This is a genomic window from Anabaena sp. CCY 9910 (genome assembly GCF_963920875.1).
In the GTDB taxonomy this organism is placed as follows: domain Bacteria; phylum Cyanobacteriota; class Cyanobacteriia; order Cyanobacteriales; family Nostocaceae; genus Trichormus; species Trichormus variabilis.
The window spans coordinates 1-15523 of sequence record NZ_CAWUDJ010000036.1 but is presented as its reverse complement, the minus strand read 5'-3'; the positions used below and the strand labels follow the sequence as shown (position 1 = coordinate 15523).

The following is a 15523-nucleotide window of genomic DNA, read 5'->3' as shown; positions in this document are numbered from 1 at the left end:
ACTTTTTATCACAACAATTAATACATACGGTCATAACGATCTAGGCGGAGAAGCAGTCGAATCAGCATTACTGACACTGCTGCGGCAATTAAACCAGCCAGCAGTGCTAACCATACATAATGATTAACTAACAAAATAGTTGCTGAAAGGGTAAATCCACTGATTATCAGTGCATAACCTATGCCTATCTGAATATTGCCTTGTCGCCGGAGGAGTCGTTCTGATTCTATAGAACGTACCCGCAAGCGCATATCTCCCCGCTCTAATTTTTCTAGTGTATCTTCCAATCTCCGTGGTAATCCAAAAGCCGTGGTACTGACTTGGACTGCTTGTCGGCTCAATTCGTTGAGGAAGCTGTTGCTATCTGAACCATTCATATCGGTCATAAGCTGCATTGCGTATGGTTGGGCAACTTCCATAAAGTTAAACTCTGGATCTAACCCTTTGCCTACCCCTTCAAGGGTGGAAAAAGCACGCATCACAAAAGTGAAAGTTGCAGGAAATCTAAATGGTTGATTATAAGCTATTTCGTATAAATCATCACTAATTGCGGCTACAGATTGATTTTCAAAGGGTTTATCCATGAAATTGTCGAGCATATACTGCACCGAACGCCGCACTGGCCCCATATCATCTACGGGTGCGATCGCTCCCAAATCTATGAGAGACTGGACTACGCGATCGCCATCTTTTTGAGCGATACCAAACAACGTTTGCATTAGCCCTTCGCGGATATTTGATTTAATCTGCCCCATCATACCGAAGTCGTAGAAAATTAAGGCTCCATCGGCACTAACCGCAATATTACCTGGATGGGGATCTGCGTGGAAAAATCCGTTATTGAGCAGTTGCAATAAGTAGGCTTGAGCGCCTTGACGAGCCAAGACCTTGCGGTCTAATCCTGCGGCTTCTATGGCTTCGTATTGGCTGATTTTGATCCCTGGTAGGTACTCCAAAGTTAATACTCGTGGCGAAGCATAACGCCAATAAACTTTGGGGACTTTTACCCATTCATAGCCGCGAAAGTTCCGCCGAAAAGTGTCGGCGTTGCGACCTTCGTTGAGATAGTCAATCTCTTCCCAAAGAATGCGGCAACATTCTTCGTAAATCCCCATCCAATCCCGTCCTCGTCCCCATTTGGGATGGCTTTGAAAGTAACGGGCAATGCCTTTAAGAATTCGTAAATCTATCTCAAATAACTTTTTTAATCCTGGTCGCTGTACTTTAACAACGACAGATTCCCCACTATGCAATACAGCCTTGTGTACTTGTCCCAAACTAGCTGCGGCTAGAGGGATTGGCTCGAAACTGTGAAAGAGTTCGGGAATTTTTTTACCTAATTCTTGCTCAACTATTTTTTCAACTTGCTCATAGCCAAATGCTGGCACTTTGTCTTGTAGCTTTGCCAACTCTTCTACATATTCGCCAGGGAATATATCTGCACGGGTAGAAAATAGCTGCCCGACTTTAATGAAGGTTGGCCCCAAATCCAGCAGAGTATTACGAATCCAGACTGCTTGAGCTTTACGTCTTGCAGCCTGTTTTGCTTCCGTGACACCGCCAGGATAACTCCAAGATTTGTTGTAGCGCCAAAGCTTGAACATTAAGGTCAAGACAAAAGACCAAATGTCCACAAAGCGCCGCTTGCTAGAGTAGTTTTCCCGATTCCAACGGTAAGCCTTATCTGAATAATTGGTTTCCATATCTTGCGCGTACCGTTGGGTTATTACTGAATCACCTGGAAGAAAAGACACTCTGATCCCTAAATTGTTTTCCTAAATTGCCATTTGCTAATGAACGACTGACCCTTAGGGGTGACGATTCTAACGTCGCTACCGCTACGCTAACAGCAGTTGCTACAAGTCGGGGAACTCGACGACAGTCGCTTCAAGTCGGCAAAGCCGCCCACAGCGCTGTCTCCCCAACGCACTGCTTCACAACTGACAACTGACCACTAACTAAATCTATACAGAACTACTGCGATAACGTTGTAATTCGTTACGCAACAGGGCAATTTCTGCTCGCAACTCATCAATGGTGGCTTGTAAGTCAACTGAGTCAGCAGCCCCAGTTTGTCGTCCACTACCTGTAGTTGTTTGACCTGCATCAGCCGCCGCCGAGGCTCGGTTTGCTCGTTCTATCACTTCGTCAGTGAATTGGCGTAGCTGTTCTCTAGCTTCCGCATCAAATTTACCGATTTCACTCAAAGCATCAGTAAAAGCGACTTCTAGACGTTCATTAATGACTTCGGCTACAGCTCTACCGACAAAAAAGGCCTGTACAAGGGGGTTACTCATAAATTTTTGTTACGCTCATCCGCAAGAGAATTATAACTTGCCCGTATGCTTTGCGGCTTCCTTCTGACAGTGTGCTGTTAGGTTTATTTAGTTTGCCGTTTTGCTATCTAGCAATTGTAACTATATAGATATGTAATCAGCTAATGATGAATACTAGATTAGATATTAAGAAAATCTAAAATTTTTACTGCTGAGAAAATAGATGCTGCTCTTTTTTTTCTGGCTCACCTAATAAGAGAATCGCGTAGCTTATTGTAGGCGATCGCCTCTCTAATAACGACCTACGCAACGTTGGAAAGCAGGAAGATGAAGATTAGAAGCAGAAGTTGGGCTAGTGGTAGTATTGGCGATCGCTACACCACACATACCACTTTTACCCCTATGATTTAACCTAGATATTTGATGATGTCGGCGGCGGTTTCCTTGACAATTCATAATTGATTCCTCATTCTTAATCTCTATCTTCTTCAACAATTCTCTTGGCTGATATTTCTACTACTCTTTACTGCCAGAGGCGCAACTAAAGACAGTCCCAATAATTTCAACGCCAGTTTTTCAAACCAAGGTACAGCAGTCCCAAAGCGGATTTTAGCTAGAAAATACCTTTCAAATAAGGCTTTAGCCCAAGTTACCCAAATACCGCTCAATGCTACAGCCCGCCGACGTTTTCCTGTGGCTACATCAGGTAATACAGGGTTAGCGAGAAATAAAATTCCCGAATTACCAAAATCAGCAAAGCAAATCGCATCAAGTGTTGGAGTCACAGGCGGGGCAGAAAATACTCCCAATTCAATGGCGATATTATGGGCTACTGCCATGCCCATTGCTTCTGTCATTTGTCCAGTTTTGGGTACTCCCAAGGGGATAGGTGTTACCTCTGGTGGTTTAATTTCTACTACAACTCCCACCGCATAAATTGAGGCATATTCAGGATGTCTGTATGTAGGCAATACTGGAATAAAACCATCCTGATTACTTAATCCCGGTACTTGCCGGACAAAGCGGGGCCCTCGGAAGGGTGGTAGTAACATTGAGTAAGCAAATGGCAATACTCTGCCATTCCCCAGATGAATCTGATGTGGCTCAATTGCTGTAACTGCTGCGTTTTCAATAACTTCTACCCCTCGTTCTGCCATGAATTTTGTCACTAACTCGGCAGAATTAGCCATCCCACCGATACCCAAATGTCCCGCATAAGGTTCTGGAGTTACAAAAGTAATCGATACTTGCTCTCTTAATCCCTTTTTCCTCAGTACGTAGTCGGCTAATAGCGTAAACTCGTAGGCAGGGCCTAAACAACTCGTTTTTGGTAATGCCCCTACTACTAATGGCCCTGGTGCTAAGAGAAAGTTTTGCCAAGCCTGAAACGCCTTGACTGCATGATGCGGATTGCATACTGATTGAGTATATCCATCGGGGCCTAAACCACCTACTGCATCTAATGCCAGTTCCGCACCTGTGGCGATAATTAAGTAATCATAAGTAATACTTTGCTCTCCAAACGATATTTTTTGGTCTTGAGGATTCAAGTAATCTACTCGCCCTAGTATCCAATTAATACCCTTTTGCTTTAGCCGTGGTTGCAGACTCACCTGAATGGACTCTAGGGAAGTTAAACCCATTGCTACCCAAGGCAATGAAGGAATAAATGTAAAGTCAGGGGTTTCTGAAATGACGGTAACTTGATGCTGTTTGGGGAGGATATGCCGTAATTCATAAGCGGTGGGTAAACCACCCAACCCTGCACCGACGATAACAATGTGAGCCATTGCCGGAAATCTCCGAATATTTGATTGTTGATTAGCAAAAATGAAGGTTTAGAGACTGGGGTTTGTGATGTTGTGTGTGTTTTTTATACTCAATTTTCAAATTCAATAGCATAGATTGATTCTGATAATTATTATTTGTCAGCTATCAGAACTCTTGTATGACTTTTAATGAAGCTACAGACTGTAAAACACGAAGTAAGGAAAATAAGATCCTTTTGGAGTTTCTCACCATATAACTATATAGTAGTATAGTATGAGTATAATTTAATGAAAAGGTGAGAAAGTTTATGGACGATACCTTAAATCAGCCCAATCCTTCCATGTCCAGGCGGCAACTCCTGAATTTCTTCACTGGGGCTATTGTGGCAGCTACGGCTAGTGCGGCCATATATCCAGCGACTAAGTTTTTTATGCCTCCAGCCGAAAGTACGGACGCAGAAGGTGGTATTCTCGCTAAAGACAAAATCGGTCATCCCATCCCAGCCAGCCAAATTTTAGTCCAAGCATCAGGAACACGGGCTTTAATTGCTGGACTAGCTGGTGAGCCTACCTATTTAACTGTTAGGGAAGATGGCACTCTTGATCCGATGGGTATTGTTAATAACTGTACTCATTTGGGTTGTACCTTCCCTTGGAATCCTGTTGATCAACAGTTTCAATGTCCTTGTCACGGTTCACGCTATGATGCCCAAGGTTCCGTAGAACGTGGACCTGCTAACCGTCCTCTGAAGTTGGTTCACGTCCAGGTTAAAGATGATTACATTTGGATTTCATCTTGGCAAGAAACAGATCCCCGTACTGGTGAGAAACCTTGGTGGGTTTAATTTTTAAAAGCAAGCTGCTAGAAGATAATTTTTGAAAACATGGCTTACTGCGTTAATTCCCCACAAAAATAGAAAAAAGCCAGAATATGCAAATATCAAAGACTAATATTTCGGAACGTCTTGACCATGTTTATGATGCAATTATTGTTGGTGGTGGCGCAGGTGGTTTATCTGCTGGAATTTACTTACAAAGATACCGTCTTTCTAGCCTAATTATTGATAAAGGTAAGGCTCGTTCTTTCTGGATGCAGGAATTACATAACTATCTAGGATTGTCTCCAGACACTCCCGGTCGCGTGTTGTTACAACAAGGGAAAAAACATTATGAATCATTGGCTGGAGATTTTTTAACTGCTTACGTTGAAGAGGTTGTGGACGAAGGCGATACTTTTGCTGTGCGAGTGAAAGTTGGTCGTCAAAATAGTACTTACTTTGTGTTGCATTCTAAGTATTTGATTGCGGCTAGTGGCATTATTGACCATCTACCATCTTTAGAAAATATGCAGAATGTTTTTGAATACGCTGGCTATAATTTGCACGTTTGTATGGTTTGTGATGGTTATGAAATGATAGATAAACAGTGCGGCTTTTTTGCAGGTAGTGAAGCCAGTATTGAGGAAATGGTGTTTAATCTGAGTTGGTTTACACCTTACATTACTATCTTTACTCATGGATTGTTTACTGTAAGTACAGAATTGCGTTCTAAATTACAGCAGTATGGTTATCGCTTAGTGGAAACACCAATTAAGCAGTTTTTAGGTCAGAATCATCATATGTCAGGTGTGGAATTGGTAGATGGTACGGTAGTTGAGTTAGAAACTGGTTTAATCTCAATGGGTTCTCGCTATCACAATACCTATTTGCAAAGAATCGACCTAGAGTTAAAAGGGGGTAATCTCGTCACAGATAAGATGTGTCGCACCTCCCACCCACGTATTTTTGCCATTGGCGATCTGAAAGTTGGTTTAAATCAAGTCGTGATTGCTGCTGGCGATGGTGCTTTAGCTGCTACACAGATTTGGCGTGATATCCGTCGTTCCTTTGGTGTACGTTGCTGGCAAGAGAATCTGATATCAAATATTTAGATACACCGAATCTCCTGCACATACCCCTCTCGCCCACTGCTTATCTCTTAGTGCGTATCTACCCATCATCTTTTTCCTGTTGTTTATCTTAGATCTCGCAGTTTTAATCTCAGCTTACCTAATTGATGCGCCCTAGTGCTTTCCTCAATAATTCTCTGTGCATAAAAGCACCTTCTACTAGGGTTGTGATTTTCTCAGATGCTAAAGGTTGAACGTTAGTGTAGAAATCTATCCATGTTTTACTAATGACATTGGCGTTATCTGGTAGATTGGCTAAATCCCATCCGGGTATTGCCAAATCTTCCATTAAACGATTGATTTTGGGGTCATAACTCAAGGCAAAACAGCGACAACCTTCGCTTGCTGCCATAATTAAACTGTGCAGCCTCATACCGATCGCCATTTCAACACCACGAAATACACCTTTTAAAATCTGTGGGTCTTCTATACACACAATTTCGCTAACATCTTTTAATTGTGGTTGTATTGCTTGAGCGATCGCTAAATCTTCGCTTTTTTGAAATGGCAGTAATAAAATAAAAGCTTGGGTAGATTTTTGTAAGTCTACTAGAGCTTGAGTTAAGTTAGCTAACCGTGGGGTTGTTAACTGGGGATGGTTTCTTAAGGTGACAGCAATTCTAGGGGTAGGTAAATTGGCAAGTTCTGGGAATGGTTTGGCCTGTAACGCCCAAACTGGGTCTGGTGCAAGTATATAAGGAATCTGCCAATCAGCTAATAATGCAGCACTGACGCGATCGCGTACACTAACTGTAGTGCAACCAGAAAAATTCTGTTGTGCTAACCAGCGAGTCTGGGGACGCGCCAAGGGGCCAATCCCTTGCGCCCAAGCTACAGTCTTTAAACCCATTTTCTGCGCTAACGCCATCAGTCCCCCATAGTAAAAAGGACTGATACTGCTGGTGACATCCTGAATGAGACTCCCGCCACCCCAAATCAAAGCATCACAAGAACGTAAAGCTGGCAACACAGATGTAAGAGACATCCGATTGTGAGATTCTACACCATAGCGATCGCTAGTTTCTTCTGGATTTCCAGACAGCACCACAGGCGTAACATGAGATGGTAACATTTGCAGCAGCGTTGCCAATAAAGCTTCGTCACCACCATTTCCCTTACCGTAATACCCAGATAATAATGCCCGCATTCCATTTAAAATTGTGGATGTTGGATTTTAGATTATCAATATTTTCTTCATTGTTGACGAGATGTCAGTCATATCGCCAAAAATATGAATTTACCTATGGGAAGATGAACATAGTGCCGAGTGCTGAGTCAAAGCCTAATGACTACTGACTATTGACAATTGACTACTGACTATTGACCATCTTATGAACGTTCTCTCAATTCCCACCTGGATTATTCATGTTTCTAGCGTTATCGAGTGGATTGCCGCTATTTGGTTAATCTGGACTTATGGCGAACTCACTGCTAACCGCAGTTGGTGGGGATTGTCCCTAGCAATGTTACCTGCCTTGATTAGTGCTATGTGTGCTTGTACATGGCATTATTTCGATAACTCCGAATCTCTAGAATGGATAGTGACACTGCAAGCAACCATGACTTTAGTAGGGAATTTTACCCTGTTGGCAGCAGCATGGTTGATTTGGCGTTCTGCGAAAATAGAGGTTAGGGATTAGAGAATGAGGGAGAGAAGGTAAACGAGTGCAAATCTCTCCCCCCAATTACCAATTACCAGTTACCAAATTAACAGTGATTATGTCTAAAGAAACCCTATTTGCCCTATCCCTATTTCCCTATTTGGGTTTCTTGTGGTTTATCCATCGCAGTCAGCTGATGCCTCGTTTAGCCCTATATGGATTTTACGGTACTCTTGTTTTTGTAGGTGTGACTATTCCCGCCGGCATTTATGCCAAAGTTCATTATGGTGAAGCCTTAGCAAACGTAGACTGGTTACACGGTGGTGCGGAAGTATTTTTGACTCTTTCTAACATCTTGATTGTAGTGGGTTTCGCACAAGCTATCAGACAAGTAAAAGCGAAAAACTAAATCGGGATTTGCACAAAATTAGTATTCTTCATGGCATTAAATACAGGGGGATGGAGATGGATGTTATTCCAGCAATTGATTTACTAGAAGGTCGTTGTGTGCGACTCTATCAGGGAGACTACGATCGCTCACAAGTGTTTAGCGAAAATCCTGTTGATGTTGCTAAACAGTGGGTAGATGAGGGTGCGACACGTTTGCACATAGTAGATTTAGATGGTGCAAAAGCAGGTAAAGTAGTAAATCTAGGAGCAATTGAAGCGATCGCTCAAGCTATTTCTATACCTATTGAAATTGGTGGCGGATTGCGCGATCGTTCTAGTGTGGAACAAGTATTTAATTTAGGTGTACAGTGGGCAATTCTCGGTACTGTCGCCGTAGAACAACCCCAGCTTGTGCAAGAACTCTGTCAACAATACCCCGGACAAATTATTATCGGTATTGATGCCCGTAACGGACTAGTAGCTACTCGTGGTTGGTTAGAGACATCTGAAGTTTTAGCAACTCAATTGGCTGTACAGATGCAGGAAATGGGTGCAGCCGCCATTATTTACACAGATATCCACCGTGACGGGACTCTCGCAGGCCCGAATTTAGACGCATTGCGAGAACTAGCCGCCGCTATTTCCATCCCTGTGATTGCATCTGGTGGGGTAAGTTCTGTCACCGATTTGTTGAGTTTGTTGGCGTTGGAACCCCAAGGCGTGACTGGTGTGATTGTGGGACGTGCATTGTATACGGGTGATATTAGCTTAAAAGAGGCATTGCAGGCGATCGGCCCAGGACGTATTCAAGACATACCGCCTAATCTAGACTTCTCTTCCTTTGCTTAAGATAATTCAACTTGAGGCTGATGGTGTTTGCGTAGGATCTTCACAAGATACTACGTGAACACAAGTATCGTCTGTAAATTGCCATAGTGTTTTTAATTTCCGGAATCCTCAATACCAGATTGTAGTTAGGTATATAAGTTCATCGACAGTTAGCGTTTCCCTTTGACTCGTTTAAAACATTTGGTTGTAATCAAATTAACCTGCCGAACAACTATCTATAGAAAGTAGCTTAAAATACTGAATAATTTATTCTGATAAATCTTTCAGTTCTTAAAACAACTACAAATAATGGGTTTCCTTGGACATAGAGACGTAAATATTATAACGTCTCTATTTTATTTTGCTATGTAAATTTATTGACTGATTTCTGGAAATAGTAATATGCTAAATGAAGATACAATTATTACTCATTACCAAATTGCGTTCTATGGCTAGCCAACAACCTAATCCCAATCAACCATCCAATAAAAATTTAAAGGCAATCAACAAGAATAGAAAAAAACCACTAAATAATGGAAAACCAGATAAAACAGACCAATAATATTTTTAATTAAATGTGTTTATATCTTAAAAAGACGTAATTTTTATTACGTCTTTTTATTTATTTTTATTATTTGTAGTTTATTTATTTTTCACTTGGCTTTTTGCTTGTTCTAAAGCTATTTCCTTGATCGCTTGATAAGAATTGACATTAGCCGTACCTTCAATAGCTTTTACTGCTAAATCTTGAACTTGCTTGAGTGCGGAATCAAGCTGTTTAGATAAGTTTTGCAGTCGTGTCTCTTGATTGTTAATTGTCTGTTCCAAAGACTGAAGTCTCTGTTCATAGAAGCGTTTCTGTCCTTCTACTTCTTTAGCATATAAATCAGCTTTAACCTTAGCTTGGTAGTAAGCAATTCCTTTACCTTCTTCTGTAGCTTTCTTAATAGCAGCTTCTTTCTCTTTAGGAAATACTTCTACCTTCGTTTTAAAATCTTCAAATTGCTTTTCTCTTTCGGCAATTACTTTTTCCCGATCATTCCACTGTTTTTCTGCATCTTGTTGTAATGCTTCTAATTGGTTATACAAAGCTTTCTGCTGTTGTTCGTAGTCATCCGTTGCCAATTGACGAGCAAGTTCTAAATCATATTTGTACTCTGCATTATCTCGTTGTCGAGTTTTATTTTGATTTTCATTTCGTTCTTTGATATTTCTTTGGTATTCTTCTTGTTCTTTTTGCCAATTTATTCTTTGTTCAAGAATTTCTTGTGAAAGTACGTCATAGCGCTGATTAAACTCATCTTGATAGGCTTTTGCATTTTCTTCATAAGTAGTAATAAGTGTATCTAATGTATTTTCAGAAACTTCTAAGCTATGTAGGGTTTTTAATTGCTCAACTTCTGTGGCCACCGCTTCGCTAATTCCAGATAGTCTTGAAGCTTGTGTAGTCAGCTTTTCCGATAATTCATTTACTGCACTACCAAATCCCAACTGAATTTTTGCTAGACTCTCAATTGTATAATTCATTTTTTGTTGGATGGTATAAGGCTGATTCATTATCTGAGTTTGTTCTGATTTTGGTTGTTCTTTCTTGATAGTTGGTGTTTCTTTAGGTGCTTGGCTAAGTTGAGACTTAAGAGATGCGATTTCTTTAGTTAAATCCTCATAAGCTTGTAAAATTTCTGCTTTTGTGTTCTTATCAGTTAACTTTTTGACTGCCATAAAAACCTCTATTTACTGCCACTATTTATTGTAAATTTCCAAATTTATTTAGTTGTGGAACTATCAAAAGCTCTCATTGCTAAATCTTGTGATTGTTTTAGTGTTGTTTGCAATTGAGCCGAAATACTTTCTATTTGTTCTGTTTGTTTTTGAATAGTTTCTTCCAGTGATTTAATTTTTAATTCGTAACTCTGCTTACTGGCTTCCCACTCTTTTTCAAATAAATCTGCTTCAATTTTAGCTTTTTGACTTGTATCTTTAATTGCTTCTTCTCTAGCTTTTTTCACTGCTTCTTCTAATTCTGCTGGGAATGCAGCTACTTTTTGTTGATATTCTGCAAAGATGGTTTGACGTTCGGTGTTAATTTTTTCTCTTTCTGACCAATCTTTTTCTTTCTGTTGAGTTCTTTCTTGAATATCTCTTTCTAGATTCCGTTTTTTAGACTCGTATACATCTGTGTTGAGTTTACGATTTGTTTCTAATTTATATTGATATTCTTCTGCTTCTCGCTGGCGTTCTTTGGCTAAAATATCATTGTAACTTTGTAGAGATTCTACATATTCTGCTTGCTCTTTTTGCCATTCTTTACGTCTAGTTGATATTTCTTTTTCTAAAGCTTCTCTTTTACTAGCTGTATCTTGCTCTAGAGTCTTTAATTTTTCCTGGTGTTCTTGAGTCAAGATATCTAAAGCATCTGCAACAACTCTAATTTTCTGTAACTCTTGTAAATGCTTTGTTTCAATTTCTATAGATTGGTTCAACTCATCTAATTTAGAGTTTTCTTTAGCCAATTTTGTAGAGAGTGCATTAACAGTGCTACCAAATTCTAATTGTAAATCTGCTAAAGATTTGACAATACTATCAACTGTATATTGAGAAGCAATTGCCAAAATTTCTTGATTTTTTGCCTTGTCTGCTTCTTCTTGTTTAGTGGCTATTTTGGATTCTAGTTTTTTCTGTTCTGCTAAAATTTGTTGAAATGCTTGCATTAGTTGCTGCTTACTATCTTTGAGGGCAACTGTCGTCATATTTCAACTCCCTTGATTAGATGATGATTAATTGAGTAGTCAGCAATACCAGTAACTACTCCATGCACACATGATGGTAGCCCCTAAATATACATTTAAGGTGCAGTGCAAATACTGTAATAAAGCAATAAATATTACTTGGCATAAATTTGATTTTATGCCGTGAGTTTTATTGTTGTTTGGTACGCTTTTAGTACAAAAGTACTAAAAAGAATATACTTAAATCAATAGACCCCTGTCAAGCAGTTTGTGGTTTTAGTTGACAATCAATATCTATATTCAGGCTCAATCTAAAATCCTGTAGAATTTTGGAATTTTGGATCTCTTGGGGCTATCTGTGGTGTATTTTAAATTTTGTATAGAGCTATTGCACTCCAGAAATTGCTCTAAGCGTGTAGCTAGAGCGATTTATGGTATATTTGGCAGTGTTACATATATTACTTGCAGAATCATTCACGATCGCCAAAGTGTGAATGTAGTGAAAAATAGATAATCAACTCTAACCACCATATTGATACAACCACAGGGCCTGAACTTTTGTGATATCAATGTACACCAGTGAATCGATTAAGTATTCGGCTAGAACAGAGATTGGACAAACCAGTCGGATTCTGGTAGTGGAAGACGAAGAACTCATCCAAGAAATGCTAGCAGTAGCACTGGAAGAGGAAGGTTATGGGGTAGTAACTGCTGCTGATGGTAGGTCAGCTGTGGAGTATCTCAAAAGTTTTGAACCAAACGGAGGTGATTTTCCCTTTGATTTGGTGATTCTCGATTTGATGTTACCCCAAATAAATGGCTTAGATATCTGCCGTTTGTTGCGTCATCAAGGCAACCCAGTACCAATTTTGATGCTCAGTGCCAAAGGCAGTGAAACCGATCGCGTGTTAGGTTTAGAAGTAGGGGCAGATGACTATTTAACTAAGCCCTTTAGTATGCGGGAGTTGGTGGCACGTTGCCGCGCTTTACTCCGTCGTCAGCGCCTCATCACTTTACCCCAACTACCTGTACTGAAATTTAAAGATGTGACTTTAAATCCTCAAGAGTGTCGCGTATTGGTACGAGGACAAGAAGTAAATCTTTCACCCAAAGAGTTCCGTTTGTTGGAACTGTTTATGAGTTATGCCCGTCGAGTATGGTCACGGGAACAATTGCTAGACCAGGTTTGGGGGCCGGATTTTGTCGGCGATAGCAAAACTGTAGATGTCCACATTCGTTGGTTGCGAGAAAAATTGGAACAAGACCCCAGTCACCCAGAATATATTGTGACTGTAAGAGGATTTGGATATCGATTCGGATAAGCTATTGAGATAGTTGTTAGTTTTTATTAATCACCCGCAACTAACAACTTAAACTCAAATGCTCTTATTGGGATTTTTTCTGGGTTTGGCGGTGGGTATTGGGTTATGGATTTGGCAACAAATTCAACTAAACCGCTACCTGACGCGAGTTACCCAACCTCTGCACTCCCATACTTCTAAGCTGAAAGTGGCGTTGCCGTTGCTTCCTCGTCTGCAACGAGAAATCGCTACTCTCAAACAGCATCGACTAGATTTGCAACAGTCGCTGCAAACTTACCAAGACCTACTGGAATTTGCGCCAGTGGGCTATTTGCAGGTTGATGAAGAAAATCAATTGCTGTGGTGTAATCAGCAAGCCAGAGAAATCTTATACTTACAAAGATGGCAACCGGGACAGGTGCGTTTGTTGCTAGAATTGGTGCGTTCTTATGAACTTGATCAGTTAATCGAGCAAACACGCGATCGCCAAAAACCTCAAACTAAAGAGTGGGTATTTCATCCCTCTTGTGATAACGCCGCAGAAATGCCCACCATCAAATCTATGATGTTAAGGGCGTTTAGCTTACCACTACCCGATGAACAAGTGGGAGTTTTTCTGGAAAATCGCCAGCCCCTCCTAGACATGAATCAGGTAAGGGAAAGGTCTTTTTCTGATTTAGCCCATGAATTACGCACACCCCTAACCTCCATTCGCTTGGTTGCAGAAACCCTGCAAAATCGCCTGGAACCGCCCTTAAATCGTTGGGTTGACCGTTTGATGCAGGAAGTGGACAGACTGGTTAACTTAGTCCAAAGCTGGCTAGAACTGACCCAAATGGAAGCAAATCCTACCATGCAGTTGCAGATGGAAACGGTAGAATTGCGATCGCTCATCACTTCAGTGTGGGAAACCCTAGAACCTCTAGCACAGCGTCAAAATCTGTCTCTCTCCTACTCCGGCCCAGAAAAACTCTTGATTAAAGCCGACTCAGCCCGGATTTATCAAGTATTTCTCAACTTGCTAGATAACAGTATTAAGTACAGTTCACCCAATACCAGTATTCAAATTCAAGCCGAAATCTTATCCTTTAAGAAGAATCATGAAGCTAATTCTGCTCCTCCCATCCTCGAAATAAATTTAATTGATGCTGGTAAAGGTTTTGCAGAAGAAGATTTACCCCATGTTTTTGAGCGGTTTTATCGGGGAGATAAAGCCCGGACACACTCAGCTTTGCAGGATACTAATATTGTCGGTAATGGCTTAGGTTTAGCGATCGTCAGACAAATTATCTTAGCTCACGGTGGCTCTATCAAAGCCATGAACCATTCAGAAATCGGTGGCGCATGGATACAACTTCACATACCTGAAGTAGTGGCAAACTGACAACGCCAAGACTATAGTTAAAGATATCTTCACGTTTGAGACTACAAGTGTGAAAGCTGTCGTTTATAGTCCCAACCCTGAAAATCCCCAGTTAGCACGAGCCATTAGGCGTTTAGAACGGGATGTATTACGCATGGGAGCTTTGGTAGAACAATCATTCCGCCTCAGCCACCAAGCCTTATTCTCCCGCGACTTAAAAGCGGCTGAGGAACTTCCCCGATTAGATAAAAAAATAGACCGTTTTTATAGACAAATAGAATCAGATTGTACATCCATAATGACATTACAAGCACCTACAGCCCAAGATTTGCGCTGTTTGAGTGCTTTTATGCAATTAGTCAGAGATTTAGAGCGTATTGGTGATTATGCCAAAGATTTAGCTCAAATAGCAGTCAAAATCTTTCCTTATCCGACTCACCCATCTCTACCGGAAATTGCTGTCATGGCCCATCACGCCCAAGCTATGCTAGCTACTAGCTTAGTGGCTTTGGCAGATTTAGATGAAGCCGGTGGACGTAGTATCAAGCACTTAGATGATGCTGTAGATAATGCCTATGATCACCTCTATCAAACTCTATCCCAGCAACGAGATGTGCAAGGCGTTGTTGAGCCAATCATACTGCTAGCACTGGCAATTCGTTGTTTAGAACGTATGGCTGATCATGCAACTAACATCGGTCAACGAGTGGCATATATCGTGACTGGTCAACGTGCCTAATTGTAGCTGGAGTATTTTTTAGCGAATCCCATCCCTCCCAGGAGCGGGATTTTTTTTATTAAAGGTGATATTTTACCAATCGTTTATCTTTTCTTAAACTGACAAAACTAGATTAGCTTATAACGACAGCTAAAACACATAGTAAAAAGTATTACATTTAACCAAAGAGCCTTAAGTAAAGCTTTGGTTGATTATCATCACCAGACTCTGACCTCAACGTAGGAATTAGAGATTATTTAGGTAGAGAGAAAAGAAATTTTCACTCTCTTGTTGCGCGATTCGTCATATGAGCGTTTAAGGCGAAAGGAAGAAAAAACAACATTAAGTAATCTTATGTTACTCATCAGCAAGGATTATATTTGTCCTGATCTTAGGTGTTTAAAATACAGCTATTTGATAAATATCAATATATGAAGACCCTATGATTTAACTCTGAAATAGCAATTCAAAAATTACTTACAAACTATAAAGATGGACTCTTAAAATAAAGTGTGTTTATTAAATATACTTTAATCATTTGTTTATTTGGTAGTGGTAAATATGTAGTGATAATAAAATTAGACGCTACAACAAGAATTA

At 40.5% G+C, this 15523-nt stretch carries 16 protein-coding genes; 9 read left to right on the top strand and 7 right to left on the bottom strand.

Annotated features, from left to right (window positions below; translation table 11 throughout):
* Nucleotides 1-17: 17 nt before the first annotated feature.
* The 4 genes from ACM5QX_RS21995 to ACM5QX_RS21980 form a co-directional block, all read right to left on the bottom strand.
* The gene (locus ACM5QX_RS21995; protein ID WP_041456885.1) at nucleotides 18-1703 is read right to left on the bottom strand and encodes an ABC1 kinase family protein; all 1686 of its coding nucleotides are present in this window, start codon (nucleotides 1701-1703) and stop codon (nucleotides 18-20) included.
* A 261-nt stretch (nucleotides 1704-1964) separates the two neighbouring features.
* Entirely contained in the window at nucleotides 1965-2297 is a 333-nt protein-coding gene (locus tag ACM5QX_RS21990; RefSeq protein ID WP_011320104.1) for a DUF6825 family protein, read from the bottom strand.
* Nucleotides 2298-2567: 270 nt separating this feature from the next.
* Nucleotides 2568-2732: a hypothetical protein gene (locus ACM5QX_RS21985; protein ID WP_414755492.1), complete on the bottom strand. Its 165-nt coding sequence runs from the start codon at nucleotides 2730-2732 to the stop codon at nucleotides 2568-2570.
* A gap of 32 nt (nucleotides 2733-2764) precedes the next feature.
* Nucleotides 2765-4066 (bottom strand): NAD(P)/FAD-dependent oxidoreductase, encoded by a 1302-nt coding sequence (locus ACM5QX_RS21980; RefSeq protein WP_414755491.1) that lies wholly within the window; start codon nucleotides 4064-4066, stop codon nucleotides 2765-2767.
* Nucleotides 4067-4353: 287 nt separating this feature from the next.
* Between ACM5QX_RS21980 and petC the strand changes: the two genes are divergently transcribed.
* Both petC and ACM5QX_RS21970 read left to right on the top strand, forming a co-directional pair.
* Complete coding sequence (gene petC / locus ACM5QX_RS21975) at nucleotides 4354-4890, top strand: cytochrome b6-f complex iron-sulfur subunit (RefSeq protein ID WP_414755490.1); 537 nt, start codon at nucleotides 4354-4356, stop codon at nucleotides 4888-4890.
* A gap of 86 nt (nucleotides 4891-4976) precedes the next feature.
* Nucleotides 4977-5975, top strand: coding sequence for an NAD(P)/FAD-dependent oxidoreductase (locus ACM5QX_RS21970; RefSeq protein ID WP_414755489.1), 999 nt, complete (start codon nucleotides 4977-4979; stop codon nucleotides 5973-5975).
* A 118-nt stretch (nucleotides 5976-6093) separates the two neighbouring features.
* Here the strand turns inward: ACM5QX_RS21970 and csaB are convergent, their stop codons facing one another.
* Nucleotides 6094-7140, bottom strand: coding sequence for a polysaccharide pyruvyl transferase CsaB (csaB, locus tag ACM5QX_RS21965; protein WP_414755488.1), 1047 nt, complete (start codon nucleotides 7138-7140; stop codon nucleotides 6094-6096).
* A gap of 184 nt (nucleotides 7141-7324) precedes the next feature.
* On the opposite strand from csaB, the gene ACM5QX_RS21960 reads away from it, so the two are divergent.
* The 4 genes from ACM5QX_RS21960 to ACM5QX_RS21945 all read left to right on the top strand — a co-directional run bounded on the left by ACM5QX_RS21960 (nucleotide 7325) and on the right by ACM5QX_RS21945 (nucleotide 9374).
* A complete protein-coding gene (locus ACM5QX_RS21960; protein ID WP_010998641.1) occupies nucleotides 7325-7633 on the top strand; it encodes a DUF2499 domain-containing protein in 309 nt (102 codons plus the stop codon).
* A gap of 79 nt (nucleotides 7634-7712) precedes the next feature.
* Nucleotides 7713-8003: a DUF3593 domain-containing protein gene (locus tag ACM5QX_RS21955; RefSeq protein ID WP_414755526.1), complete on the top strand. Its 291-nt coding sequence runs from the start codon at nucleotides 7713-7715 to the stop codon at nucleotides 8001-8003.
* Nucleotides 8004-8059: 56 nt separating this feature from the next.
* Nucleotides 8060-8833 carry a 1-(5-phosphoribosyl)-5-[(5-phosphoribosylamino)methylideneamino]imidazole-4-carboxamide isomerase gene (hisA, locus tag ACM5QX_RS21950; RefSeq protein ID WP_414755487.1) on the top strand — a complete coding sequence of 258 codons (774 nt, stop codon included), beginning with the start codon at nucleotides 8060-8062 and terminating at the stop codon, nucleotides 8831-8833.
* Nucleotides 8834-9221: 388 nt separating this feature from the next.
* Nucleotides 9222-9374: a hypothetical protein gene (locus ACM5QX_RS21945; RefSeq protein WP_414755486.1), complete on the top strand. Its 153-nt coding sequence runs from the start codon at nucleotides 9222-9224 to the stop codon at nucleotides 9372-9374.
* A gap of 80 nt (nucleotides 9375-9454) precedes the next feature.
* On the opposite strand, the gene ACM5QX_RS21940 is transcribed toward ACM5QX_RS21945, so the two are convergent.
* Together ACM5QX_RS21940 and ACM5QX_RS21935 are read right to left on the bottom strand one after the other, a co-directional pair.
* Entirely contained in the window at nucleotides 9455-10534 is a 1080-nt protein-coding gene (locus ACM5QX_RS21940; RefSeq protein ID WP_414755485.1) for a hypothetical protein, read from the bottom strand.
* Nucleotides 10535-10578: 44 nt separating this feature from the next.
* Nucleotides 10579-11562 (bottom strand): hypothetical protein, encoded by a 984-nt coding sequence (locus ACM5QX_RS21935; protein ID WP_414755484.1) that lies wholly within the window; start codon nucleotides 11560-11562, stop codon nucleotides 10579-10581.
* 548 nt (nucleotides 11563-12110) lie between these two features.
* Between ACM5QX_RS21935 and ACM5QX_RS21930 the strand changes: the two genes are divergently transcribed.
* Genes ACM5QX_RS21930 through phoU form a run of 3 tightly spaced genes read left to right on the top strand, consistent with a single transcriptional unit; the run spans nucleotide 12111 to nucleotide 14944 of the window.
* A complete protein-coding gene (locus tag ACM5QX_RS21930; RefSeq protein ID WP_011320093.1) occupies nucleotides 12111-12863 on the top strand; it encodes a winged helix-turn-helix domain-containing protein in 753 nt (250 codons plus the stop codon).
* A 58-nt stretch (nucleotides 12864-12921) separates the two neighbouring features.
* Nucleotides 12922-14226, top strand: a complete 1305-nt coding sequence (locus ACM5QX_RS21925; RefSeq protein ID WP_414755483.1) for a sensor histidine kinase — start codon at nucleotides 12922-12924, stop codon at nucleotides 14224-14226.
* Between the two features lie 49 nt (nucleotides 14227-14275).
* Nucleotides 14276-14944: a phosphate signaling complex protein PhoU gene (gene phoU, locus ACM5QX_RS21920; RefSeq protein ID WP_011320091.1), complete on the top strand. Its 669-nt coding sequence runs from the start codon at nucleotides 14276-14278 to the stop codon at nucleotides 14942-14944.
* Nucleotides 14945-15523 lie beyond the last annotated feature (579 nt).

What these genes read in the sequence shown, in the direction of transcription:
- ACM5QX_RS21985 (WP_414755492.1), bottom strand. Translation starts at nt 2,732, where the DNA reads ATGAATTGTCAAGGAAACCGCCGCCGACATCATCAAATATCTAGGTTA.
- petC (WP_414755490.1), top strand. Translation starts at nt 4,354, where the DNA reads ATGGACGATACCTTAAATCAGCCCAATCCTTCCATGTCCAGGCGGCAA.
- csaB (WP_414755488.1), bottom strand. Translation starts at nt 7,140, where the DNA reads ATGCGGGCATTATTATCTGGGTATTACGGTAAGGGAAATGGTGGTGAC.
- ACM5QX_RS21960 (WP_010998641.1), top strand. Translation starts at nt 7,325, where the DNA reads ATGAACGTTCTCTCAATTCCCACCTGGATTATTCATGTTTCTAGCGTT.
- ACM5QX_RS21955 (WP_414755526.1), top strand. Translation starts at nt 7,713, where the DNA reads ATGTCTAAAGAAACCCTATTTGCCCTATCCCTATTTCCCTATTTGGGT.
- hisA (WP_414755487.1), top strand. Translation starts at nt 8,060, where the DNA reads ATGGATGTTATTCCAGCAATTGATTTACTAGAAGGTCGTTGTGTGCGA.
- ACM5QX_RS21935 (WP_414755484.1), bottom strand. Translation starts at nt 11,562, where the DNA reads ATGACGACAGTTGCCCTCAAAGATAGTAAGCAGCAACTAATGCAAGCA.
- ACM5QX_RS21925 (WP_414755483.1), top strand. Translation starts at nt 12,922, where the DNA reads ATGCTCTTATTGGGATTTTTTCTGGGTTTGGCGGTGGGTATTGGGTTA.
- ACM5QX_RS21945 (WP_414755486.1), top strand. Translation starts at nt 9,222, where the DNA reads ATGAAGATACAATTATTACTCATTACCAAATTGCGTTCTATGGCTAGC.
- ACM5QX_RS21995 (WP_041456885.1), bottom strand. Translation starts at nt 1,703, where the DNA reads ATGGAAACCAATTATTCAGATAAGGCTTACCGTTGGAATCGGGAAAAC.
- ACM5QX_RS21930 (WP_011320093.1), top strand. Translation starts at nt 12,111, where the DNA reads ATGTACACCAGTGAATCGATTAAGTATTCGGCTAGAACAGAGATTGGA.
- ACM5QX_RS21940 (WP_414755485.1), bottom strand. Translation starts at nt 10,534, where the DNA reads ATGGCAGTCAAAAAGTTAACTGATAAGAACACAAAAGCAGAAATTTTA.
- ACM5QX_RS21970 (WP_414755489.1), top strand. Translation starts at nt 4,977, where the DNA reads ATGCAAATATCAAAGACTAATATTTCGGAACGTCTTGACCATGTTTAT.
- ACM5QX_RS21990 (WP_011320104.1), bottom strand. Translation starts at nt 2,297, where the DNA reads ATGAGTAACCCCCTTGTACAGGCCTTTTTTGTCGGTAGAGCTGTAGCC.
- ACM5QX_RS21980 (WP_414755491.1), bottom strand. Translation starts at nt 4,066, where the DNA reads ATGGCTCACATTGTTATCGTCGGTGCAGGGTTGGGTGGTTTACCCACC.